This is a genomic window from Nitrospina gracilis Nb-211 (genome assembly GCF_021845525.1).
GTDB classification, from domain to species: Bacteria; Nitrospinota; Nitrospinia; order Nitrospinales; family Nitrospinaceae; genus Nitrospina; species Nitrospina gracilis_A.
Window position 1 is genome coordinate 1,977,537 of sequence record NZ_JAKJKD010000001.1, and the last position, 22,981, is coordinate 2,000,517.

The 22,981-nt window shown below is 54.6% G+C and carries 19 protein-coding genes and 2 tRNA genes; 12 read left to right on the forward strand and 9 right to left on the reverse strand.

Annotated features, from left to right (window positions below):
* Positions 1 to 115: 115 nt before the first annotated feature.
* The 5 genes from J2S31_RS09325 to J2S31_RS09345 all read left to right on the forward strand — a co-directional run bounded on the left by J2S31_RS09325 (position 116) and on the right by J2S31_RS09345 (position 3,992).
* Positions 116 to 1,675: a 2-isopropylmalate synthase gene (locus J2S31_RS09325; protein ID WP_237098817.1), complete on the forward strand. Its 1,560-nt coding sequence runs from the start codon at positions 116 to 118 to the stop codon at positions 1,673 to 1,675.
* Between the two features lie 105 nt (positions 1,676 to 1,780).
* A complete protein-coding gene (gene cmoA, locus J2S31_RS09330) occupies positions 1,781 to 2,611 on the forward strand; it encodes a carboxy-S-adenosyl-L-methionine synthase CmoA (RefSeq protein WP_237098818.1) in 831 nt (276 codons plus the stop codon).
* A gap of 48 nt (positions 2,612 to 2,659) precedes the next feature.
* Entirely contained in the window at positions 2,660 to 2,845 is a 186-nt protein-coding gene (locus J2S31_RS09335; protein WP_237098819.1) for an FmdB family zinc ribbon protein, read from the forward strand.
* Between the two features lie 47 nt (positions 2,846 to 2,892).
* Positions 2,893 to 2,969, forward strand: a tRNA-Pro gene (locus J2S31_RS09340).
* 138 nt (positions 2,970 to 3,107) lie between these two features.
* Positions 3,108 to 3,992 carry a restriction endonuclease gene (locus J2S31_RS09345; protein WP_237098820.1) on the forward strand — a complete coding sequence of 295 codons (885 nt, stop codon included), beginning with the start codon at positions 3,108 to 3,110 and terminating at the stop codon, positions 3,990 to 3,992.
* Between the two features lie 71 nt (positions 3,993 to 4,063).
* Here the strand turns inward: J2S31_RS09345 and J2S31_RS09350 are convergent, their stop codons facing one another.
* The 4 genes from J2S31_RS09350 to J2S31_RS09365 all read right to left on the reverse strand — a co-directional run bounded on the left by J2S31_RS09350 (position 4,064) and on the right by J2S31_RS09365 (position 8,818).
* Positions 4,064 to 5,713, reverse strand: coding sequence for a sensor histidine kinase (locus J2S31_RS09350; RefSeq protein WP_237098821.1), 1,650 nt, complete (start codon positions 5,711 to 5,713; stop codon positions 4,064 to 4,066).
* An 18-nt stretch (positions 5,714 to 5,731) separates the two neighbouring features.
* Entirely contained in the window at positions 5,732 to 7,120 is a 1,389-nt protein-coding gene (locus J2S31_RS09355; protein ID WP_237098822.1) for an OmpP1/FadL family transporter, read from the reverse strand.
* Between the two features lie 116 nt (positions 7,121 to 7,236).
* Positions 7,237 to 8,400 (reverse strand): helix-turn-helix transcriptional regulator, encoded by a 1,164-nt coding sequence (locus J2S31_RS09360; protein ID WP_237098823.1) that lies wholly within the window; start codon positions 8,398 to 8,400, stop codon positions 7,237 to 7,239.
* A gap of 256 nt (positions 8,401 to 8,656) precedes the next feature.
* Positions 8,657 to 8,818 carry a hypothetical protein gene (locus J2S31_RS09365; RefSeq protein WP_237098824.1) on the reverse strand — a complete coding sequence of 54 codons (162 nt, stop codon included), beginning with the start codon at positions 8,816 to 8,818 and terminating at the stop codon, positions 8,657 to 8,659.
* Positions 8,819 to 9,352: 534 nt separating this feature from the next.
* Between J2S31_RS09365 and J2S31_RS09370 the strand changes: the two genes are divergently transcribed.
* A complete protein-coding gene (locus tag J2S31_RS09370; protein ID WP_005009571.1) occupies positions 9,353 to 9,553 on the forward strand; it encodes a cold-shock protein in 201 nt (66 codons plus the stop codon).
* Between the two features lie 144 nt (positions 9,554 to 9,697).
* On the opposite strand, the gene J2S31_RS09375 is transcribed toward J2S31_RS09370, so the two are convergent.
* On the reverse strand, positions 9,698 to 10,816 hold the full coding sequence (locus tag J2S31_RS09375; RefSeq protein ID WP_237098825.1) for a two-component system sensor histidine kinase NtrB: 1,119 nt from the start codon (positions 10,814 to 10,816) through the stop codon (positions 9,698 to 9,700).
* A 625-nt stretch (positions 10,817 to 11,441) separates the two neighbouring features.
* Here J2S31_RS09375 and J2S31_RS09380 point away from each other — a divergent pair.
* On the forward strand, positions 11,442 to 11,837 hold the full coding sequence (locus J2S31_RS09380) for a response regulator (RefSeq protein WP_237098826.1): 396 nt from the start codon (positions 11,442 to 11,444) through the stop codon (positions 11,835 to 11,837).
* Positions 11,838 to 12,236: 399 nt separating this feature from the next.
* Positions 12,237 to 13,313: an ATP-binding protein gene (locus J2S31_RS09385; protein ID WP_237098827.1), complete on the forward strand. Its 1,077-nt coding sequence runs from the start codon at positions 12,237 to 12,239 to the stop codon at positions 13,311 to 13,313.
* 69 nt (positions 13,314 to 13,382) lie between these two features.
* On the opposite strand, the gene J2S31_RS09390 is transcribed toward J2S31_RS09385, so the two are convergent.
* The 3 genes from J2S31_RS09390 to J2S31_RS09400 all read right to left on the reverse strand — a co-directional run bounded on the left by J2S31_RS09390 (position 13,383) and on the right by J2S31_RS09400 (position 18,122).
* On the reverse strand, positions 13,383 to 14,231 hold the full coding sequence (locus J2S31_RS09390) for a metallophosphoesterase (protein WP_237098828.1): 849 nt from the start codon (positions 14,229 to 14,231) through the stop codon (positions 13,383 to 13,385).
* Between the two features lie 174 nt (positions 14,232 to 14,405).
* A complete protein-coding gene (polA, locus tag J2S31_RS09395; protein WP_237098829.1) occupies positions 14,406 to 17,105 on the reverse strand; it encodes a DNA polymerase I in 2,700 nt (899 codons plus the stop codon).
* A 15-nt stretch (positions 17,106 to 17,120) separates the two neighbouring features.
* On the reverse strand, positions 17,121 to 18,122 hold the full coding sequence (locus J2S31_RS09400; protein ID WP_237098830.1) for a hypothetical protein: 1,002 nt from the start codon (positions 18,120 to 18,122) through the stop codon (positions 17,121 to 17,123).
* A gap of 253 nt (positions 18,123 to 18,375) precedes the next feature.
* Here J2S31_RS09400 and J2S31_RS09405 point away from each other — a divergent pair, with 253 nt between their 5' ends.
* The 4 genes from J2S31_RS09405 to J2S31_RS09420 all read left to right on the forward strand — a co-directional run bounded on the left by J2S31_RS09405 (position 18,376) and on the right by J2S31_RS09420 (position 22,674).
* Positions 18,376 to 19,380: a KpsF/GutQ family sugar-phosphate isomerase gene (locus J2S31_RS09405; RefSeq protein ID WP_237098831.1), complete on the forward strand. Its 1,005-nt coding sequence runs from the start codon at positions 18,376 to 18,378 to the stop codon at positions 19,378 to 19,380.
* A 95-nt stretch (positions 19,381 to 19,475) separates the two neighbouring features.
* Positions 19,476 to 22,115, forward strand: a complete 2,640-nt coding sequence (gene alaS, locus J2S31_RS09410) for an alanine--tRNA ligase (protein ID WP_237098832.1) — start codon at positions 19,476 to 19,478, stop codon at positions 22,113 to 22,115.
* A 123-nt stretch (positions 22,116 to 22,238) separates the two neighbouring features.
* Positions 22,239 to 22,571 carry a hypothetical protein gene (locus tag J2S31_RS09415; protein ID WP_237098833.1) on the forward strand — a complete coding sequence of 111 codons (333 nt, stop codon included), beginning with the start codon at positions 22,239 to 22,241 and terminating at the stop codon, positions 22,569 to 22,571.
* A 26-nt stretch (positions 22,572 to 22,597) separates the two neighbouring features.
* Positions 22,598 to 22,674: transfer RNA gene (locus tag J2S31_RS09420), tRNA-Arg, on the forward strand.
* Positions 22,675 to 22,741: 67 nt separating this feature from the next.
* Here the strand turns inward: J2S31_RS09420 and J2S31_RS09425 are convergent.
* Positions 22,742 to 22,954, reverse strand: coding sequence for a hypothetical protein (locus J2S31_RS09425; RefSeq protein WP_237098834.1), 213 nt, complete (start codon positions 22,952 to 22,954; stop codon positions 22,742 to 22,744).
* Positions 22,955 to 22,981 lie beyond the last annotated feature (27 nt).

Below are 22,981 nucleotides of genomic sequence, written 5' to 3' on the forward strand. Positions count from 1 at the left end.
CCTTCCACCCGCACAAACTTTCACAAAAATCGACCGCGCCCTCTCGCATCCCGCCCGATTTGCGCTACAATGGAATGTGATTCATTTATCAACCTTTTTTTAACAGAGAAAAGCCATGCAACCGGAACGAATCATCATATTCGACACGACTTTAAGAGACGGGGAACAATGTCCCGGCGCCAGTATGAACAATAAGGAAAAACTGGAAATCGCCCGGCAGCTGTCTCTACTGAAGGTCGATGTGATCGAAGCGGGGTTTCCGGTTGCTTCTCCCGGGGACTTCGAGTCGGTCAGACAGATCGCGAACGAAATCCGCGGTTCGTCAGTGGCGGGGCTCGCCCGCGCGCTCAACAAGGACGTGGAAGCCTGCGCCCGCGCGCTGGAAAAAGCGGAGTCGCCGCGCATCCACATTTTCCTGTCCACGTCGAAACTGCACCGCGACCACAAGCTCAATATGGACAAGGGGCAAATCATCAAGATGGCCACCGACGCCATCGAGTTCGGCCGGAAATTCTGCGACGACATCGAGTTTTCTCCGGAAGACGCGTCGCGAACGGAGCCGGACTTCCTCGCCGAGGTGGTGGAAGCGGTGATCTCTGCCGGGGCGAAAACGGTGAACATCCCCGACACGGTGGGGTATTCGGTGCCGGAACAGTTCGGCGCGCTCATTCGTTCGCTCAAGGAGAACGTGCCGAACATCGACGACGCCGTCATCAGCGTGCACTGCCACAACGATCTCGGCATGGCCGTCGCCAACTCGCTCGCGGCCGTCAAAGCCGGAGCCCGGCAGGTGGAGTGCACCGTCAACGGCATCGGCGAGCGTGCCGGCAACGCGGCGATGGAAGAGATCGTCATGGCGCTCAAGACGCGCAAGGACTTCTTCGGCTGCGACACGCGCATCGATACGAAACACATCATGGCGTGCAGTCGGCTGGTCAGCAGTCTCACCGGATTCTTCGTGCAACGCAACAAGGCCATCGTCGGCAAGAACGCGTTCGCACACGAGTCCGGCGTGCACCAGGACGGGTACCTGAAGAAGAAGGACACCTACGAGATCATGGACCCGCGTGACATCGGGCTCGACAGTGCGGAGTTGGTTCTAGGTAAGCACTCCGGACGCAACGCGCTCAATAAAAAGATCGAGAGCATGGGCTACAAGCTGACCGTCGAAGAGATGGACCGCGTGTTCTCCGAGTTCAAGGTGCTGGCCGACGAAAAGAAGGATGTTTATGACGAAGACATCCTCGCCGTCATCCAGAAACAGGTGACCACCGACGACAGCCTGAACACCTACGTGCTGGAGAAAATCCAGTGCGGGTTCGAGACGGGCGTCATGCCGGAGGCGACGGTTCACCTCAAAAGCCGCGACGGCAAGACACACACCGCCACGGCGCAGGGCGACGGGCCGATCGACGCCATCTACAACGCGATGGACAAGATCACCGGCCTCACCTGCAAACTGCTCGACTACCAGGTGATGTCGAAGACCAAAGGCAAGGACGCACAGGGCGAGGTGACGGTGCGCGTGCTCAGCGAAAACCGCGAGGTGCTGGGCAAAGGCACCGGCGTCAACACCGTCGAGGCCAGCGGCGTCGCCTACGTCAACGCCATCAACAAACTCCTGCTGAAAAGCAAGAGCGGTCCCGTGGACGGCAACGAAATCCAGGGTCCGTGACGCTCAGGCAGGTTTATTGAAACCGACGCAACACAGAATCCCCATGCCGGGCGGCACGCCGCCGGGTGTGGGGATTCGTTTTTCAACCTCTGATTCCCAGACCGCATGACACCCAGACAACGCGACGACTTGTTCGCCCGTGATGACGCACCGGAAAAATTCGAGTTCAACGAATCCGTCGCGCGCGTGTTCGACAACATGCTGGAACGCAGTGTTCCATTTTATAAGGAATGCCAGCAGATGGTGGTGGCGCTGGCCCGGACGTACGCGCAACCGGGCACGCGGGTGTATGACCTCGGTTGTTCCACCGGCACGCTGATCCGCGAGATGGCGCGCGCCCTGCCCACCGCATCGGAGGTGCGCTTCGTCGGCATCGACAACTCCGACGCCATGCTCAAAAAAGCGCGGCGCAAGTTGAAGGAGTTCGACGGCCGGTGCGAGGTGGTCGCGGGCGACCTCAACGGCCCGCTGGAGTTGGAAAATGCGAGCGTGGTGGTGATGAATTACACCCTGCAATTCCTCCCTCCGGCCCGGCGACAGGGCCTGTTGAAGCGCATTCATCAAAGCCTGCTCCCCGGCGGGGCGCTGATCCTGATCGAGAAGGTGAAGGCCGAGGCGGCGGCGCTGGCCCCGGTCTTCGTCGAGCGCTACTACGACTACAAGCGGGAGATGGGGTATTCCAGGATGGAGATTTCCCGCAAGCGGGAGGCGCTGGAGCAGGTTCTGGTCCCCCTACCTCCCGGCGAAAATGTTACAATACTCCGCAAAGCCGGGTTTCAGGACGTGGACGTGTTTTTCAAATGGTTCAACTTTTGCGGATTCGTGGCCCTGCGAGGCGGCGAGCCGGGGACAGACAAGGTGCCCGGCGCGCAACCGGCGGCCGGCGCGCAACCGGTGCCCGGTAAAAAACGCACGAAGCCGCGCAAGTCCCGTTGAAAACGGAAAAAAACTGGTGTACCCTTAGCAACTTTGAGGAATGGAGCCATGCCGCAGTACGACCATACCTGCAAAAAATGCAAACACAACTTTGTGGTGGAGATGCGCATCTCCGAGGTGGGCAACAAGGAAGTGAAGTGCCCCAAATGCAAGAAGTCGAAAGACGTCGAACGGCTCGTGACCAACACCTCGTACTGGTCCGAGAGCGTCGACCGCTACCGCTGGGACAAGTGACCGGCGGAAAGACAGATTGAAATTTTAAAGACGATACCGAAAACGGTCGGGATGTAGCGCAGCCTGGTAGCGCACCTCGTTCGGGACGAGGGGGCCGGAGGTTCAAATCCTCTCATCCCGACCAGTTTTATTGAAAGGGTTGGCTTCCCAAAGCCAACCCTTTTTGTTTTTGATAAAGCAAAACCAAGAAATTCGATATAGCCGATCTTATCAATTTTCTGATATACTCCCAACAATTCATTTCCTAATTTAAGTAAAACGTATGCCTGAAATCACCCTAAAAAGAAGAGGAGAATTGATTCGAGGCGTGTTCAAGTTACTTAAAGAACAGTCCGATGGCATTCAGGCAAAAACTGTTCTCAAAGAATTGGAATCTATAGTTCCACCGACGCCATTTGAAAATAGCTCTTATCCAAACAACCCAACCGTCAGACGATACGAGAAAATCGTTCGTTTTTCCACAATCACTTCTGTAAAAGCTGGGTGGCTGTTAAAAAACAAAGGTACTTGGAGCTTAACCGACGAGGGGGCACAAGCTTACTCTACTTTTCAATATCCAGAAGAATTTGCAAAAGAAGCTAATTCTCTTTACAGGAAATGGAAAAAGGATCAGCCGACGCCCGACGATTCTTCAACTGAAAATGGTGATGACTCTGTATCAACCACTCTTGAAGAAGCGGAGGAAGCAGCCTGGGTTGAAATTGAAGATTATCTAACTGACATCAATCCATATGATTTCCAAGACATTGTCGCAGGGCTCCTTCGGGGCATGGGGTACCACTTATCTTGGATTTCTCCTCCCGGGCCAGACAAGGGCATAGACATCATTGGCCACATAGACCCGCTTGGAATAAAAGGACCCAGAATTAAAGTTCAAGTAAAACGGCGGGGAGATAAAATCAATGTAGATGGTATCCGTTCTTTTTTAGCGCTCCTTTCAGATGGAGATGTTGGGCTCTTTATTTCTATAGGGGGATTTACACGAGACTCTGAATCGGAAGCGCGGGGGCAGGAAAAACGAAAAATCATGCTGATTGACTTAAAACGATTTTTTGACTTGTGGGTGGAATACTACAAAAACATCCCTGAAGCTCAAAGAAGATTGCTTCCATTAAAGCCAGTTCACTATCTCGATCTTCCTGAATAAGACTTCTTTGGTAATGCTATAGTTAAAAAATATTAACTTAAATGAAATAAATCTGAAAACCTTCAAAGAGTTTATTTTACGGGCAATAAAAAGTAAAAGGTGGAGCCTTTGCCGGATCGGCTGACCACGCCCACTTCGCCGCCATGCAGGGTGATGATCTTCTTCACGATGGCGAGGCCGAGCCCTGTCACTTTTTCCTGCCCGGTCGGCTTGCTGCTCAGCGTCTGGAACTCCCCGAACAACAGCTTCTGTTCTTCTTCAGATAGTCCCGCGCCTTCGTCTTTGACTGAAAACTGAATCTTGTCCCCCTGCAACTCGGTGGAAACCAGCACGGTTGAATCGGGTGGCGAGAACTTGATGGCATTGCTCAGAAAATTATTGATGGCCTGGATCAGGGCGTCCTTGTCGAAACGAAACGGCGGCACTTCCGCCAGGTTCTGCCGAATGCGGATGTTTTTCTTGTTGGCCACGATCTGATTGAGGCTCACCTGTTCCTCGATAATCGGGTTGATGTCCTGCATCATCCGGTTGATCTCAATTTTCCCCTGTTCGATCTTGGAAATGTCCAGCAGGTTCTCCAGGAGATGAATCATGTGGCCGCTGGCATTGTAGATTTTGTCAAAGTATCTGCGATGCTTGTCACTCACGCCCTGCGCGCATTCATCCCGCAATGCCTCGCTGAACGTGCGTATGACGTAAACCGGGTTGCGCAGGTCGTGCGCCGCAATACCCAGAAACTTGTTTTTGAGATCGTTCATTTTTGTCAGCGTTTCGTTCTGTTCCTGAATGATGGCCTCGGCCCGGCGGTGCTCGATGGCGTCGGCAATCAGTCCGCCCATCGACTTCAAAATCTCCGGGCTCCGTTCGTACCAGGAAGGATTGGATGAGGTGTATAGAAACAGGACGCCCACCAGCTTGTCCCGGCTTTTGAGAGGGATGATGTAATGGCCGTGCGCAGTCATCCCGTCGTATTTCCGTTCGTGACGCGGATCAGAAAAGCAGTTATTGCTGACCAGCATCTCCCCGCTCATCGCCACACGGCCGCACAGGCATTCGCCGAAAGGCACCTCCGCATCCAGGCGATGAAACTCTTCAGGGAAATCGCCGACGGTGGTGAACAGGCGCAGGACCTGGTTTTCATGGTCGGCGATGAACACCCCCGCCTTGTATTCGATCCTCAACTCGCTCAACCTGATGATCTCCTCCACCGCGCGGCTCAGCATTTGCGGAAGCGGGTCATGCGTCTGCAGGATTTTGGACACATTGTGGAGTGCGGTGTATTCCATGTTGCGGCGCAGGGTTTCCTCGTGAGCCTGAAGCTGGTCGGTAGTGCCATGCAGAATGGCGACAAAGTGGGATATGCGGTCGGCGGGGTCCGCTATGGGAAAGATGGTCACATCCGCGGGAAAGGCCGCTCCATCCCGCTTCCGGCTCACCATCTGTCCGCTCCAGATGTTGCCCGACATGAGCACTTCCCATACGCTATTGTAAAAACTCTCCGGGTGGTGTCCGCTCTTTAAAATGCGGTCGCTTTTCCCCACCACATCATCCGCGCGAAACCCGGTGAGCAGTTCAAAGGCGGGATTGACGTGGCTGATAACGCCGTCCGGATCGGTGATGTAAATCGCCTCCGGAAACGAATCCGAAATCCGTGACAACTTCTGCCTTTTAAAAAGATCCAGCTCTTTCATGGCTTTCACTTTCCACTTGAGATACACCATGCGCTGTCGGCACCGAACTCAAAACAGCAACCGGAAAGTCACCACACCAACGTGAAAGGTCGTGTCCCAACGACCGATGACAGCCGGCCGGCGGTTGCGGTTGATGGGCCGCGAGTCGTACGCCACCACCTGGTACGCCATATCCAGCCCCACTCCTTCCAGCGAGAACTCTTTTTTGTTTTTACCGCCGCATTGGAACCAGCCGAAAAAACTTCCCTGCTTTTCACACATCCACCCGAACCCGACAGAGTACGCGTTGTATTCGGAGTCCGGCACCGCAGGCGAGAAGGTGAACTCCGGCACCGGAGACTCCGAGCGAACGTAACCCGCCCGCGCCGCCGCGGTCCAACCGGGCTGGTTCAACCAGTAGCGCCATTTGTACTCGGTGCCCAGCATCCAGAGCCACGCGCCCTTCCAGTGCAACGGAAACGGAAGCGTCGCGCCATTGGACAGAGTCACATCGATATCCTTGAGCGAACTCCAGTCCGCATATTCCACATCGACTTCCAGTTTCCATTCACGCTGCCGGTCACGGAGAGGCCAGTACGCTATCGCTCCGGTGAATATCTGTGGCAACTCCAATTTGGCGAAGGCATCCGCGGCTTTGTTTCCCGCAACCAAAAAGGCTCCTTCCAGATCCAGCGTCACCCGACTGCGGTACACAAACGCCAGGTTGAGCACCGGCTGGCGGTCTTCATCCCAAATCGCCGTATAAAGGATTCCCACGTTGAATCCCACACCCGAGTCCTTGCCGTTCAACTCCAGAGGCGTACCCAATGGAATGCCCAATGGACCAAATTCCGGTCCTGCATTCAGCTTCTGCTCCAGGTGGCCTTCGCCGATGAAATCGAAAAATGTGTAAATGTCCAACCCCCCTCCGATGGAAACCCGGTCGTGCAGGGCATAAGCCACGGTCGGTTTGAAATCGACCAACGAAAGCTGGTTGCGCGTGGATACGGTATTGAAAGGCCCCTGATCCGGATATTGGTTGATCAATCCGAAAGGCGAGGTGATGCCCAGGCCGACCGCCACCCCTTCCACGGATTCGATGCCGAGACTCTTCAAGTCCGACGTCAGATAAAAATGCGAAGGCGGGGGATACGCAATGGTTCCGTCCAGAGTGCCTTTGGTCTTACTGCCATTGAAACGGGTGAAAGTGGTGCTCCCCCCGACCAGAATCATCCCGCCGGAAACCTGAATACCGGAAAGGCGGGCGATACCTGCGGGATTGAAATGAATCGCCGAGGGATCGTCCGCCTGCGCAGAGAAAGCGGTGCCCTGTCCGGTGGCCGAAGCCCCCTGATCCAGAATCCGGAATGCTTCGGCCTGAACAGCAGGTGCGGGAATGAAACTAATCAGTATGAAAGAGGCGCATACATGACCGAGCATGCAAATAATGCGTTTCATTTGCATACGCCCTCTCTTCCGAGACGCGACAACTACCATGCCTTGCGAAATTCAAAGTTTCCAATTCACCCCAAAAGCAAATTCTGTGAGATCAATCGTGCTCCACCCCACTTGGCTCATTCATTCGGCAGGTTCATTCTCGAAAAAAACTGTTCCCGGGTTTGAACGCCAAGCTTTTCATAAATCTGTTTTATATTTTCCTGAACATTCTCCGGACTGATGAACAGGCGCGCGGCAATGGCCACCGGCTCCATGCCATCCAGAACCAGGCAGGAAATTTCCATCTGCACTTTGTCCAATCCCGCCTCCTGCATGGCGAGGTTACGCAGAGAATAAGGGTCTTCCACCGGCTTCATCTGCAACAGCCAGCACGGGTCCTGGCCCCAGTTTTTCCTTTCCAGCATGCACAGGTTGAGACGAAAGACCCCTTCCGGCAATTGGTAGAAAACGAGTTCCACGGGAGAACTCTGAATTTCGTATGGCGGTTCGAACCGGGAGATTTCCCGGCTGAGAATGCGCATCAACTCCGGTGGAATCATTTGCCCGGTGCTCACCCCCACCACCTCACTGAACACCCGGTTGCAGAACAGAACCCGCATGTTGGAGTGAAACAACGCAATGCCCGTAGGCACATCCACCAATGCGTCCACCAGCGAACGGTATCGCTTCAATTCGTCATTCAGGATAATGGTCTTGATGGTCTGCAACAGGTGGGGCCGAAGAAGTTCCAGCACTCTTATATCGCGCAGGGTGAAGTTCTTGTCGTATTGATCCACCTCTTCGATCGGCGCGTGCCGGTGAATGCCCAAGCCATGCGTGATTTCCGGCTGATCGAACGTTGCCAGGAAATTGGCGATCGGGTTCAGGTACAGCCACGAATCGCGGACATACTCCGGATTTTCTGCGAAGAACTGGTCCTTTTCTTTAACAAACACTTCACGGGGAATGTCCACATCCACCGCCACCACCGGGCGGGCCACCCGTTCCAGCATGGTGGGGATGGATTTGATGTAAGGAATGGAATCGGAAAGCTGGTTGAAGTCTTCCTGCGGCACGCCGACACAATCCACCAGGCCCACCTGCCCCAGCGACTTGCTGGTGAAATCCATGTTGATCCAGCCATACAGTGCGGAGTCCGCTTCGAACAAGGGAAGCACGTGACTGCTAAACACACCGCGAAGCGCTTCCCGCGTGTCGCACCCATGGAACTGGGTGATGGTATCGAGAATGGCGAGATAATCTTTTTCCGGTATGGAGACAGGACAAGAATTTTGAACCATGACCAGCCCCTCCAAAGCGCCGACGATACGCCGCTTTCAAGCTCCGTGGTAAAATTCTGACTTTCCCGTTCTTATGCCCTATTAATATTCACCTACCCGTCCCTGCCCGCAATAGGTAATCCAAACTATCCCCCTGTTTCTTTTCGGGAGAAGACACCACAACAACAAAAAGGCTATTTTTAGCCACGGGTTTCCGAAGCACGCCCCAAAACAAAACGGCATGGCGATAAAATCAAACGTCAACAGGAGGCGGTTTCTATTCCACGGCGGGTTCGTCTTTTCCGGTTTCGGCGTAGGCCTTCAGGCTGGTATGGAGAAAATAGTCCGACACATCACGGCATACGTCGTGACACTCCAATGGCCTCAATCCGACATACGTGAAGGTGAGCCGGGCGTTCCATTGAGTGGTCGATTTCAAAAATCACCTCGGCGCCGATCCAGTAACGGGAGCACTGGAACCCCCCCGGTGGTGGGTGCTCGGCCTCAATGCATTTCCACTGAACGAGGCGGACCGGTTCGCCACTGCTGCGGCGCATTACCATCGCATCCGCGTGCGGAGTCACTTCGGTTTTAAAATTAGTTTCATTTATCCCCGCCTCTCCGGAACGGCCCGGCCAAACCTTCGATTTTTATGTGAAAAACAAGGATTGGATATGCCCATTTTGCGTGTAAATAAAATTCCGATATTACTAGGAAATTGATACCAATTCTGCTATGGTTATGGCGTTGGAAAGCGGCCGCCACAGGGGGAGGTGGGTGCTTCAGACGGGAGAATCTGCCCTCCTCCGCGTATCCCATATAAAGGGTTTTTATATGGCTGGCGGTCACAAGGGTTGGACTGGCCCGTCTCGGTTCGATAAAACCCCGGGATTACCCAACCCAGTAAAAACAGGGAACGCACTTTCGGCACAAGGACGGGGGGTTCCCACCAATTTGTAGGAGTTTATTCGGTATGTCTGAAGGCAGAGTCAAATGGTTCAATCAAAGCAAGGGTTATGGTTTTATCGAAGCCGATGATGGCAAAGACTACTTTGTTCATTTCTCGGAAATCCAAGTTGAGGGCTTCAAAACCCTTCAAGAGGGGCAATTGGTGGAATTCGAAGGGAGCATGGGCAAAAAAGGTCCGCAAGCCTCAAAAGTCGTTCCCAAGTAATTTCGGCGCTCTCTTTCCGGCGGGGTCTTTGAGACCCCGCCGGATTTTTTTGTCTCCGCTCCTTACCCCCCCTTCCTTTGGCTTTGCTTTCCAATTCCGGTGAGCCCGGCGGACCGGAAAAAATCGTCCGCCGTTCCACCGGAATCAAATGGGAAAGATAACCTCAAACACGCTTCCTTTCCCCTCATCCGAATAGACCTTGATTTCCCCATTGTTCTTCTCGGCGAGTGCCCGCGCCACGTGCAGCCCAAGGCCCGTTCCTCTTCCCTGACCTTTGGTCGAAAAAAACGGGTCGAAAATCCGGTTCATGAATTCCGGTGGAATCCCCGGCCCGTCGTCTTCCACCCGCAGGCAAACCCGTTCTGCATCCTCCCTGACCTGGACAAGCAGGTTCCCTTTCCCCTCCATCGCTTCTATGGCATTGCAAAAAATGGAAAATAGAACCTGCTTGATATCCTCCGGTTGGGCCTTGATCCGAGGCCGGCCTTCAAACACTTTTTCCACCCTCACGTAATCCGCATAGCAGGACAAAAAAGCAATATGCAGGGCCTTTTCCACCTGCTCCACCACATCGACCTGGGTCGCGTATTTCGGGTACACCTGGAGCGCCGTGGTGAAATCGCTGACCACCGAAGCCACATGCCTGGTCCGCTCCAGAATCGTGATGGCGAATTCCTTCGCTTTCTCCAGACTCTCCTGGAACAGGATGCCTTCCGCAAAGCTCAATATCGCCTGCAGGGGATTGTTGATCTCATGCGCGATGCCCGCGGACAAAACCTTGAATCCGGAAACTTTTTCCTCCAGCATCATTTCATTGTAAAAAATTCTTTCCTCCGTCAAATCCTGCAGGAACAACCCAACCCATTTCTTGCCATCGGGCAACCCGGGTACGGAAAAAAATTTAAATAACAGACTGCAGTTTTTCAGGGTGAAGGTGTTCGGAGGGTCCCGGTAAAGTCGCGTGGCTTTGGGGGTCAAGGGATCGGGGTGTGCTGGATTCAAGAGGCTGGAGGCCAACGTGACTGGAGGTCCCGGGCCCGGGTCCGGATCGTTCAGAAACCCGTTCAGGGCGGCGGCCAGTCGCTCCCGCTCTTCCTGAAAAGGGAACCCCTCACAATGAATGACGTTACCAACAAGCTGTTCGCGCGTGGCTCCAAACAGGTTTTCGGAAGCGTGGTTGAGGAATTCAATTTGCTTTTCCTCGTTAAATACGACGACTGCAACAGGCAATGATTCCAACACGGTCCCCAATTCGGTGATCATGATTCATCCCCGTTCATAAGATGGATATCAACGAATTCTAAATCGAAGCCTTCTGAATGGAAAAGTATTGGAGCGAATTACAACCTGCAGGCAAACGTATTCACTTATTACATTTATAATTCAGTTTTAATTTTTCGGCTCGCCTTTTCCTTTCTTCACCAAAACCGATTCCCAAAAGGACCTCTCCCTGCCTTCCCCTTTCCGTGTAATTAACTTTTTTACATAGCATTTTCGAAAAAATTCTGATACCGTCTAGGCAATTCTCCCACAATTATTCAAATTTCAGAAGGGGAGCGTGGAATGACCCAGAAGGCAACCAGGGACAGGCCGGGCTCATCCAAAGTGCTGAGCTTGGAAGATGGGTCCGCTGAGGACAGGACCGACCGGTATCTGAGGTTTCTGGGCAAAAACCACTTTACGGGGAAAGTCACGTTTCACCTCCAGCACGGGCATATAAAAAAAATCACTGAAGAAAAAGAAGTTCATTTAAATAAATAAAACAGAATTATTTTCTACTGACCGACAGTGGCCAATCCAATGGAAGCCCTGGGGAACCGTTTAGGTTCTTCAGGGCTTTTTCTTTTTTCAACTGAATTTAAGTTCTTCAAATCGAAGGGAGGCGGGCATGGTTACTGGAAAACTGATGGTGGTGGATGATGACAAGGACATTCGGGATTCGCTGAAAATGTTCCTCGAGCCGGAGGGTTACCATATCCTCGAAGCGTCCAACGGTCAGGAAGCGATCGACCAACTCAAATCCGAGGACAACATGGTGAACGTGGGCGCCATTCTTTGCGACATTCGCATGCCCCGCGTCAACGGACTGGAGTGCATTTCCTTTTTCAGGAGAGAAGCTCCCGGAATCCCAATCATTGTCATCACCGGATTTCCGGAAACCGACATGGCTGTGGACCTGCTCAAAAAGGGTTGCAAGGATTATCTGACCAAGCCCGTAGAAAAATCAAAACTTCTTTCGGTGGTCAACAAGGTGGTGGCGCAGGGAAAGGAGTTGGAATTTTAAAGGGGGAGCTGCATGTCTTCGACCAGGTCATGAATTACCTGGCCGGACTCGCTGGCACAAGCTTTTCAGGAAAAGTGACCTTTCATTTTCACAGGGGAAATATAAAAAAGGTCACCGAGGAAAGAGATGTGAATGTGTAGCAGGCCCGGACCATTCCATGGCATAGCGCTTCATGGCTATTCCCAAACCCGGTCCCGGCAGGTCTCACTGTTTTCAGAATTACGAGCGATTACAACCCGAATGACTTTATTTTTTAGGGACGAGCAGGCCTGCAAGGCTTCATCGAGACGAAGAGGTTCCAGAATTCAGGCCTGAATGCAACAGGTTTTCTTATTATGTTTAGGGTGCGCCATGAATTCAAAAACAAAAAGCCCTGTTCACTTGGATTTTCTAAAAAAAGTGAGTCTGTTTGAAAGTTTTCCGGAAACCACTCTGGACACCATCTCCCAAAAATGCAAAGTGCTTGAGTTGGATCACGAAGAAACTCTTTGCGAGGAAGGGACATTTCAGAATAACTTTTACGTTATCCTGAAAGGCAAAGTCCTCGTTTACAAATCCAGAAAGATCATCAACACTCTCGGGCCGGGCGATTTTTTTGGAGAAATGGCGCTCATCGATCACCAGCCGCGTGCCGCTTCCATAAGAGGGCTCGGCCCGGCTTCCTTGCTTGAAATCAGCGACGACTTTTTTAAAGAACACATTCTTACCGAGCCGAAGGCGATCTTCGCCTTGCTCACAACATTGAACCAACGCAACCGGCACAGCCTGGAGTTGGTCTCCGTGGAACACCAAAGATTGTGCTGCCTGGTTCATGATATCCGGAATTATCTCATCCCGCTGTCCATCTCCGAGGGCTATATGGGACAAACCCTGGGCCTGATGCAGGGCACCCACCCGAATGAAAAACGCCGCAGGGGATGCGACGAAATCACCATGGGCCTGGAGAAAATGATCACCGTCCGGAGCAATCTGATCTCGTTGATCGACCAAACCCTGCATGTGGGTTTAAAAAAGCTTTCCCAATATGTCAAAAAACCGGATCAGATCCTCGATCTCTTTACCGAGACCATCGATGAAATCCGGTATCACAACAATGTGAAGGGGAAAAAACTCGCGTTGATCATCCCTCCCTACACCATCCTCAAAGTTTCCTTCAATTATCTGGATATCAAAAGGGTACTTCAAAACCTGCTCATCAATGCAGGCTACGCTTCCAACCCGGGAGGCCTCATTGAAATCGGAATTCAGAACAAGAGGGATGAGGTGGAGGTGAGTATCCGGGACTATGGCGAGGGAATTCCGGATGACGTCAAACCGCTTTTACTGAAAGAAAAATTCACCACCAAATCACACGGCAACGGGCTGGGGCTGCTTTCCTGCCGGGAGATCATCGAGGACTATCATTTTGGCCGCTTCTGGTTTGAGTCGGAAACAGGCAAAGGCACCACGTTTTATTTCACGTTGCCTTTGCGCTGAAATCATCCCCTCACCGGCTTCGGCCAGAGCATCGACTTTAGTGGGACGAATTTTTAAAACCGGTTCGGTTCACACCAGGGTGATCAACGAGACTTCCGGGGGGCACAACAGGCGGATGGGCACGACGAGGTGGCCGACGCCGCGGGTCACATAAGTCTGCCGCTCGCCGTCCCACGCCAGACCTTCCATGTACTTTCGTTTCCGCACTCCCGCCTGAAACGGCGCGCCGATGAACGGCAGTTTGATCTGCCCGCCATGGGTGTGGCCGGACAGAATCAAGTCCACCCGGTGCGAGGGATAGAGGATTTCGTTCACCTCGGGATTGTGGCTGAGCAGGATGCGCACCATCTCCTCCGGGATATCCTTCAACGCCTCACCGGGCGAACAGGTCGTCTGCCAGTAATCGTCCACTCCGGCGAGCATGATGGAAGCACCGCCGCGTTCCAGCCGCGTATTGCGGTTGCGAAGCCACTGCACGCCGAACCCCCGTTCGAACTCGCGCTCCAGCATCTCCATCGCTTCCGGTCCACTCCAGTAATCATGGTTGCCCAGCACGCCGTAAATGCCGTGCGGCGCTTCCAACCCGGAAAACGCCTCGACTATGTTCATTATATATTCCGGTTCGAACCCATGAGGCGGCTCTCCGGGGAAGTGAAAGGTATGACCGATGAAGTCACCCGTCAGCGCAATCATGTCCGGCTTCGCCGTCATCAACAGCTCGGCGGCGCTTTGAAGATGGCCTTTGGATACGATGGGCGAGGAATGCAGGTCGCTGAGGAGGCCGATGGTGAATCCGCGGAACGCGGGCGGCAGGTTCTGGATCGTGATCTTCACCCGCTCCAGGCGGATGTTGGAACTCCATGTGCCGGCGTAACCTTGACCGACCCCGGCACCGCTCACGGCAAATACGCCCAGCATGCCTTTCAGAAAAGACCTGCGGGGAATCGGTTTTGTGAAAATGTCGAAATGGAATTTCAAAATCGGCGCGCCTCTCAAACGTCCTTCCCATTATCGCCAGCCGGGTTCCCTAAAATCCACAAAAAAATAAACGCCGCGCCGCCCTGCACCTCACGGCGCTCATTTCATAATTTTTCAGTGCGCCTCACTCCAGTTCTTTCCCCAGTCCATGTTGACGGTCAGCGGCACCTTCAACTTCACCACGCCTTCCATCCCCTTCCTCACAATCGGCTCCATCGTTTTCTTTTCGCCTTCGGGGCATTCGAAGATCAACTCGTCGTGCACCTGCAGGATCATGCGCGACGCCAGTTTCTTCTTCAAGATTTCATCGTGGATGTGCAGCATCGCCATCTTGATGAAATCGGCGGCGCTCCCCTGCACCGGCGAGTTGATGGCAGTGCGCTCCGCGGCTTCACGCACCTGCCGGTTCTTGCTGTTGATATCCGGCATGTAACGCCGCCGGTTCATCATCGTTGTCGTGTATCCCTTCTTACGCGCCATCTCAATCGTCTCGTCCATGAACGTCTTCACGTTTTTGTACAGATCGAAGTACTGGTCGATGAAAGTCTTCGCGTCTTTCGGCGTGATCTTAAGCTGGCGCGATAGCCCGTATGCGCTCAAGCCGTACACGATGCCGAAGTTCACCGCCTTCGCCATGCGCCGCCCTTCGGGATCGACCTTATTGATGTCCTGGCCGAAAATCTCCGCCGCCGTCCGGCTGTGGATGTCTTCATTATTCTTAAAGGCACGGATGAGCGCCGGGTCTTCCGACAAGTGCGCCAGCAGGCGCAGTTCGATCTGCGAGTAGTCGGCGGACAGCAACCAGCATCCCTTGTCGGCGAGAAACGCCTTGCGGATCTCGCGCCCCACTTCCGAGCGGATGGGGATGTTCTGCAGGTTGGGATCGCTACTGCTCAACCGTCCGGTGGCGGCGACGGTCTGGTTGTACGAGGTGTGGATGCGCCCGGTCTCCTTGTACACTTCGTTCTGCAGGGCATCGACGTAGGTCGATTTCATCTTCGCGAACTGGCGGTAGTTGAGGATCTTGTCCGGCAGGTCGTGCTCCGCCGCCAATTCCTCCAGCACGCTGACATCGGTCGAGTACCCGCTCTTGGTTTTCTTCACCGTGCGCAGGTTGAGCTTGTCGAACAGGATGGTCGAAAGCTGTTTCGGCGAATTGATGTTGAACGGCTCGCCCGCCAGCGCGTAAATCTCGTCCTCGATTTTCTTGAGATCTTTCTCCAGTTTCTTCGACAGTTTTTTCAGATGCTCGGTATCGAGCAGGACGCCGGTCAGTTCCATCTCTGCCAGCACTTCGAGTAAAGGCAGTTCGATGGTTTCGTACAACTCCAGTTCGTCGCCTTTCAACAGCTTCTCGAAGTAGTGCGTCAGGCGGTACGTGATGTCGGAGTCCTCCGCCGCATACTCCGACGCGCGGTCGATCTCCACTTCATCGAACCCCACCTGCTTCGATCCCGACCCCGCCACGTCGCTGTACTTGATGGTGGTGTGTTGAAACATCTCGAGCGCGAGGTCGTCGAGACCGTGACTGCGCCGCGACGGATCGAGCACGTACGACGCCAGCATGGAATCGAACACGATGCCCTGCAACTGCACGCCTTCGTTGTGCAAAACGATGAGGTCGTACTTGATGTTGTGCCCGTACTTCTCCAGTTTCGGGTCTTCCAGCAACGGCTTCAGTTTGTCGAGCACGTGTTGCTTGTCGAGTTGTTCCGGCACGCCCAGGTAGCGGTGCGCCACCGGGATGTAGCACGCCCCCCCCTCCGCCCACGAAAACGAGATGCCCACCATCCGCGCCTGCACCGGCCGCTTCGACGTGGTTTCCAGATCGAGCGCGAACGCTTTCGCTTTTTTCAATTTGGCGATCAGGGCGTCGAGCGCTTTGTCGTCGAGGATGGTGTCGTAGTCGCGCTTGATTGCAGACCGGGGATCGGACGCCGCGCCGTCCCCCTCCCCTTCCGGCAACGCCGCCAGCAGGGTTTTGAATTCGAGATCGGTGAACAGCTCGCGCAGTTTCTGGTTGTCCGGGTCGCGCGTCTTCAGGTCGTCGATCTTGCAGTCCACCGGCGTGTCGAGCTTGATCGTCACCAGCTCGCGGCTGAGCAGGGCGTTGTCCTTATCCGTCTCCAGTTTCTCTTTCAGCTTGGCCTTGTCGATCTCGTCGAGGTGTTCGTACAGCCCTTTTATCGATCCGTATTTCTGGATGAGTTCGGTCGCCGTTTTCGGCCCCACGCCCTTGACACCGGGAATGTGGTCGCTCGAATCCCCCATCAGGCCCATCACCTCGATCACCCGCTCCGGTTCGACGCCGAATTTTTCCTTTACGTCTTCGATGCCGAAGCGTTTGTCCTTCATCGTGTCGAGCATGTGGATCTTGCCGGTGATCAACTGCATCATGTCCTTGTCGCCGCTGACGATGGTGACGTCCATCCCCGCCTTCTCACCTTCCTTGGCGAGGGTGCCGATGATGTCGTCCGCCTCGTAACCCGGTTTGCGCAGGCTGGTGATGTTGAACGCCTCGACCAGCGGCTCGAAATAGGGGAACTGGACCGCGAGGTCTTCCGGCGGCACGTCGCGGTTGGCCTTGTAGTCGGCGTACATGTCGTGGCGGAAGGTCTTTTCCTTGCTGTCGAAGACGACGGCGAGGTAGTCCGGTTGCTCCTCACGCACCACTTTCATCAGCATGTTGGTGAAGCCGTAGAGCGCGTTGGTGGGCTGGCCCTTGGAATTGGACAGGTTCTGCCGGATGGCAAAAAACGCGCGGAAGATGTACGACGAACCGTCGATCAGGTAGAGCTTTTTTTTGGAAGCCATTATATTTCCACAAATTTATTCATAAATAACGAAGGATCCATCGTCTTGTAGTACATACTGTTTGCAGTCCAGCAAATTTTGAGGTAGCGGGAGTTTAGCCCAGTGATTGTAAATCAAAACAGGCTTTTCATTGTTCCGAAAATATATTGCCGCACTTATTGAAGTATTTTTACATTCACCAAAAAAACCATTGCACCCATAAAATAATCGGCTTCCCTTTTTTTCGTCGATTGAAAATTGACAGGTCAAATCGCCATAAAATGCAGAAATGATTTCGTTTTCTTCAGCGCAAGCGAAGTTTTCCTGATAATAAATAACGACCCCTGGCTTTTCACCCATTTGATCACTGGCGCTCTTTATCTGAGTCCTTGCATCTGATGCTTTGTTGCGAATTGTTACAACGTTCATGGAGCGCCTTACTTCGTAAGGCATCATTCCAAAAATTTTAAATTTCCCTTCTCCCTTCATTAATTGGACGGAAACACGAAATGAATTATCTAGCAAGCCTAAGTCCAATGCGTCGACAATTGACTCATGGTAAGTGCCACCACCAACTTGCTCCACTTTAACTTTGGCATTCAAGCTTAAATCACAGCCCAAATCACATCTGCTATATTTTCCCGATTGGGATTTGACCGAATACAAAACCTCTACAAACTCACCTGTGTTGTTAATTATCTGATACTCAATTCGGACAAATTCATTGTAATTAGGAACCGGATCCTCGGGGATGATTACAAAGTACCTAGCTTTATCATCTCTGTTTAAATCAACCTCCGAAAGGACTCGGTCGATCAACTTAACTGCACATTTGATATCCCGGTTGGTCATTTTAAGGGTAGTGATTACAAAACCTCCGCCAAGACTTTTAATTGTGGCCACCCCAGACCTGAACTCATCAAAATTAATAGCTGATTTTTGAGCACCTTTAGGGGAATCAATTGATTTAACTTCAACCCAGAATTCCTGCCCGTCCTTTGAACACAAAAAGTCAGGGTTGTTTTTTTTTGAGATCAAGGCCCAGATCCTTCTCGGGGATTACCTTGACTCCCTGATCCTCAAACCATTTTTGGGCCTTATTGTTGTATTTCAAACCGTCGGACATTTTTTAACCTTTTGTGCTCAAATTCACTTCGCAAAGGTTTTATGATACCAAAGGGCGATTGAAGTTGATATCGGGCTATAATTCTTTGCCCCACGCCCGTTTTGTGCTACTATTTTGGGACTTAAGAAATTACTGAAGTTACTGAAAATTAAGGCTTAACAGAGAATGCAACCGTTGAAAAAAGATCCCGGCGGCAAGGACGAAGCGCTTCGCATGATGGAGGAAGCCCGGCGCGTATTGCAGAACGAAAGCGACTCCATCTCCGCGCTCAAGGACCGCATCGACGCCACCTTTGTCGAAGTCGTCCACCGCCTCGACGCCTGCAAGGGCCACGTCGTCGTGCTCGGCATCGGTAAGTCCGGCCTCATCGGCCAGAAGATCGCCGCCACGTTTTCCAGCATCGGCCTGCCCGCTCTCTTTCTGCACGCGGCGGAAGCCAGCCACGGCGACCTCGGCATCATCGGCAAGGAAGACCTCCTGCTCGCCATCTCCAACAGCGGCGAGACGGAAGAACTGGTGCGCCTGCTCCCCATCATCAACCGCCGCAAATGCACGCTGGTAGCGATGACGGGGCGGCCCGACTCCACCCTCGCCAAACGCGCCGACTACGTACTCAACATCGGCGTCAAAGAAGAAGCCTGTCCGCTGAACCTGGTACCGACCTCCAGCACCACCGCCACCCTCGCCATGGGCGACACGCTGGCGCTGGTCCTGCTGGAGAAACGCGGCTTCCGGCCGGAAGACTTCGCCCAGCACCACCCCGGCGGCAGTCTCGGCCGCAGGCTCCTCACCACGGTCGAGGACCTCATGCACTCCGGCGACGAGGTGCCGAAGGTGGCGGAAGACGCCAACCTGCCCGCCATCATCACCGAGATGAGCCGCAAACGCTTCGGCACCACGCTGGTGGTGGACGCAGGCGGCCTGCTTTCCGGCATCATCACCGACGGCGACCTCAGGCGGCTGATGGAATCGGGCAAAGACTTCCAATCCATCCGCGCCCGCGACCTGATGTCGCGCACCCCGAAATGCGTCGGCAAGGACCACATGGCGACGAAAGCCGTGCAGTTCATGGACGAGCACAGCATCACCTGCGTGGTGGTTTCCAGCGACGGCAGGCAGATCGACGGCATCATCCACCTGCACGACCTGCTGAAGGCCGGGGTCATATAAAACCCCCTCCCCCGCCAATCCTTTGAATCCCGCCGACAAAAAAGATATTCTAATGTTACAATCCCCGGATTAATAGAACCTCCGAACGGATCGACATGACAGGCAACGAGATACGACATCTGTTTTTGAAATATTTTGAGGACCGCGGCCATACCGTGGTGCCCAGCGATGCCCTGGTGCCGAAAAACGACCCCAGCCTGCTGTTCACCAACGCGGGCATGGTGCAGTTCAAGAACGTGTTTCTGGGCCAGGAGAAGCGCGATTACACCCGCGCCGCCTCGTCGCAGAAATGCGTGCGCGCCGGCGGCAAGCACAACGACCTGGAGATGGTCGGGCGCACGGCGCGCCACCACACGTTCTTCGAGATGCTGGGCAACTTCTCGTTCGGCGACTACTTCAAGAAGGAAGCCATCGCCTACGCGTGGGAGTTTCTGACCGAAATCGTCAAACTGCCCAAGGAAAAACTCTACATCTCCATCTACAAGGACGACGAGGAAGCGTTCCAGATCTGGAAAAACGACATCGGCCTCGCCGACGACCGCATCTACCGCCTGGGCGAGGAAGACAACTTCTGGGCGATGGGCAACACCGGGCCGTGTGGTCCCTGCTCGGAAATCTACATCGACCAGGGCGAGGCGCTCGGTTGCGGCAAGCCGACCTGCGAAGTCGGGTGCGACTGCGACCGCTATCTCGAAATCTGGAACCTCGTGTTCATGCAGTACGACCGCGATGATGCGGGGAACATGGAGCCGCTCCCCAGCCCGTGCATCGACACCGGGATGGGGCTGGAACGCCTCGCCGCCGTCCTGCAGGGCAAGCCCAGCAACTACGATTCCGACATCATGATGGGGCTGATCCAGCACGCCAGCAAGATCACCGGCAAAGCCTACAACGCCAATCACGAGAACGACGTGTCCCTGCGCGTGATCGCGGATCATGCCCGCGCCGCGACGTTCCTCATCAACGACGGCGTGTTGCCTTCCAACGAGGGGCGCGGTTACGTTCTGCGCCGCATCATGCGCCGCGCCCTGCGCCACGGCAAGCTGCTCGACCAGGAGAAGCCGTTCTTCCATCACATCACCGAAGACGTGATCAAAAAATTCCAGGACGTGTACGCCGACCTCAAGACCAACCGCGATTTCATCCAGAAAGTGGTGACCAACGAGGAAGTCAGCTTCAACAACACCCTCACCTTCGGCACCGAGCGGCTGAACGAAATCCTCGACCGCCTGCGCAAGGAGAACAAAACTGTCATCCCCGGCGAGGAAGTGTTCAAACTGTACGACACCTTCGGCTTTCCGGTGGACCTGGTGGAGGAGACGGCGAAGGACACGGGCTTCGAACTGGACATGTCCGGCTTCGACCGCGCCATGAAGGAGCAAAGGGAAAAAGCCATGGCGTCGTGGAAAGGCTCCGGCGAAAAACAGATCGCGCCCATCTACGCGAAGATCGTGCAGGAGCACGGCGGCACGCTGTTCGACGGTTACGGCGGGACGGAAGGCGAAGGCCGCGTGGTGGCGCTTCTTAAAGATCAGCAACCTGTAAAGTCCGCAAGCGAGGGCGACGAGATCGAACTGGTGCTCGACGAGACGCCGTTTTACGGCGAGTCCGGCGGCCAGGTGGGGGACATCGGCTGGGCGTTTCACGACAAGGCACGGCTGGAAATCACCGACACGCAGAAACCGCTGAGCAACCTCATCGTGCACAAGGCAAAGGTGACGCAGGGCACGGTGCAGGCGGGCGACGCGCTCACCCTGCAGGTGGACGCGAGAAAACGCATCGACACCGCCAACAACCACTCCGCGACGCACCTGCTGCACGCGGCGCTCAAGGAGGTGCTGGGACCGCATGTCAAGCAGGCGGGTTCGCTGGTCGAAGCCGACCGCCTGCGTTTCGACTACACGCATTTCTCGCCATTGACGGAAGAAGAACGCGAGCGCATCGAAGCACTGGTCAACGAACAGATCCGCGCCAATATCGAAGTCGAGACCAAGGTGGTCTCAATGGAAGACGCGCTGGAGGAAGGCGCGGTGGCGCTGTTCGGCGAGAAGTACGACGACCACGTACGCGTGGTGAACGTGCCCGGATTCAGTAAGGAACTCTGCGGCGGCACGCACGTGCCCGCCACCGGCACCATCGGTTTCTTCAAGATCACGCATGAAGGCGGCATCGCCTCCGGCGTGCGGCGCATCGAGGCGGTGACGGGAACGCGCGCCTACGAATGGGTGCAGAACGAATTCGGCCAGCTCTCCGGCATTCGCAAACTGCTCAAGGCCCAGCCGAATGAAGAGGTCAATAAGATCAAGAAAATGCTGGAGCGCCAGCGCGAGCTGGAAAAGGAAGTCGGCGCGCTCAAGGACAAACTCATCAGCGGCAAAGGCGGCGGCACCAGCCTGATGGACGAAGTGAAGCAGGTGGGCGGCGTGTCCCTGCTGGTCAAGAAGCTGGAGGGCATGGACGCCAAGACCCTGCGCTCGTTCATCGACAACGCCAAAAACCAGATTCAGTCCGGCGTCGTCGTGGCCGGGTCCAGCGACAACGGCAAGGTGATGCTGGCCGCCGGCGTGACGAAGGACCTCACCGGCCGCTTTCATGCCGGAAACATTTTGAAGGAAATCGCGGGCATCGTTGGCGGCAGTGGCGGCGGGCGGCCGGACATGGCGCAGGCGGGAGGCAGTCAGCCGGAGAAACTGGACGACGCACTCAACGCCGTACCGGCCCTCATCGAAAAATAAGCGTCCAGAAACCCAGCAGTTTCCCATTGCCATGTCTGCCGGTCTCGGATACCCTTTAGGGCGAAACCGAATGCAAACGCAAATCCGCCCAGCCAACCGCGTTGACGCGGTGAGGGATCGAATATGAAGCATAAACGCAAGACAGAACTGGACGAAAAGTGGAAGCAGGTCGCCACGCAGGCGGTGACGCAGGAAAAATTCAAACAACGGCTGGTGGCCGACCCCGTCGGCGTGATGGGCGAGTTTGAAATCCACTTGCCGGAAGGCGTCGAGGCGAAGGTCGGCATCGAAGGCTCCATCAAGCTGTTTCCGCCGGACGGAGCATCAGAGGACGTGCTGGAGGAAGTGCAGTGGTGGAAATGGCGGCTGGACATGATCCGCCAGTTCGGACGCGAGGACAAGTACACTGGCGTCAAACACGCCATGCCGGAGTCCAGCGACGAGGACGACGTTTAGATCACACCCAATCCAATCACACACATGCGCCTGTAGCTCAGCTGGATAGAGTGCCGGATTCCGGTTCCGAAGGTCGGGGGTTCGAATCCCTCCAGGCGCGCCAGATACAAAAAACCACCCGTGCGGTTTCCGCCGGGTGGTTTTTTATTTGAAAACAATTCGTTCTGTTGTCAGGCGTCGATGAGGTCGCCGTCGGAGGTCATCTTGGTGGCGGTTTCGAACTCGATGAGGTCGAGGCTTTTCATGGCGCGGCATTTGGTGAAGAACATGGCGAGTTCCACCTCGGAGTCGATGATGCGCACCGCCTCGCGGCACCCCACCCCTTCCAGTTCCAGGGTTTCCGATTCGGGCAGGATGTTGCGTTTGTAGCCGGATCGTTCCATAAAACGCCTTCTTCCAGAAAAACCCTC

Coding starts and splice junctions, on each gene's coding strand:
- J2S31_RS09325 (WP_237098817.1), top strand. CDS start 116: ATGCAACCGGAACGAATCATCATATTCGACACGACTTTAAGAGACGGG.
- cmoA (WP_237098818.1), top strand. CDS start 1,781: ATGACACCCAGACAACGCGACGACTTGTTCGCCCGTGATGACGCACCG.
- J2S31_RS09335 (WP_237098819.1), top strand. CDS start 2,660: ATGCCGCAGTACGACCATACCTGCAAAAAATGCAAACACAACTTTGTG.
- J2S31_RS09345 (WP_237098820.1), top strand. CDS start 3,108: ATGCCTGAAATCACCCTAAAAAGAAGAGGAGAATTGATTCGAGGCGTG.
- J2S31_RS09350 (WP_237098821.1), bottom strand. CDS start 5,713: ATGGTGTATCTCAAGTGGAAAGTGAAAGCCATGAAAGAGCTGGATCTT.
- J2S31_RS09355 (WP_237098822.1), bottom strand. CDS start 7,120: ATGAAACGCATTATTTGCATGCTCGGTCATGTATGCGCCTCTTTCATA.
- J2S31_RS09360 (WP_237098823.1), bottom strand. CDS start 8,400: ATGGTTCAAAATTCTTGTCCTGTCTCCATACCGGAAAAAGATTATCTC.
- J2S31_RS09370 (WP_005009571.1), top strand. CDS start 9,353: ATGTCTGAAGGCAGAGTCAAATGGTTCAATCAAAGCAAGGGTTATGGT.
- J2S31_RS09375 (WP_237098825.1), bottom strand. CDS start 10,816: ATGATCACCGAATTGGGGACCGTGTTGGAATCATTGCCTGTTGCAGTC.
- J2S31_RS09380 (WP_237098826.1), top strand. CDS start 11,442: ATGGTTACTGGAAAACTGATGGTGGTGGATGATGACAAGGACATTCGG.
- J2S31_RS09390 (WP_237098828.1), bottom strand. CDS start 14,231: ATGCTGGGCGTATTTGCCGTGAGCGGTGCCGGGGTCGGTCAAGGTTAC.
- polA (WP_237098829.1), bottom strand. CDS start 17,105: ATGGCTTCCAAAAAAAAGCTCTACCTGATCGACGGTTCGTCGTACATC.
- J2S31_RS09405 (WP_237098831.1), top strand. CDS start 18,376: ATGCAACCGTTGAAAAAAGATCCCGGCGGCAAGGACGAAGCGCTTCGC.
- alaS (WP_237098832.1), top strand. CDS start 19,476: ATGACAGGCAACGAGATACGACATCTGTTTTTGAAATATTTTGAGGAC.
- J2S31_RS09415 (WP_237098833.1), top strand. CDS start 22,239: ATGAAGCATAAACGCAAGACAGAACTGGACGAAAAGTGGAAGCAGGTC.
- J2S31_RS09425 (WP_237098834.1), bottom strand. CDS start 22,954: ATGGAACGATCCGGCTACAAACGCAACATCCTGCCCGAATCGGAAACC.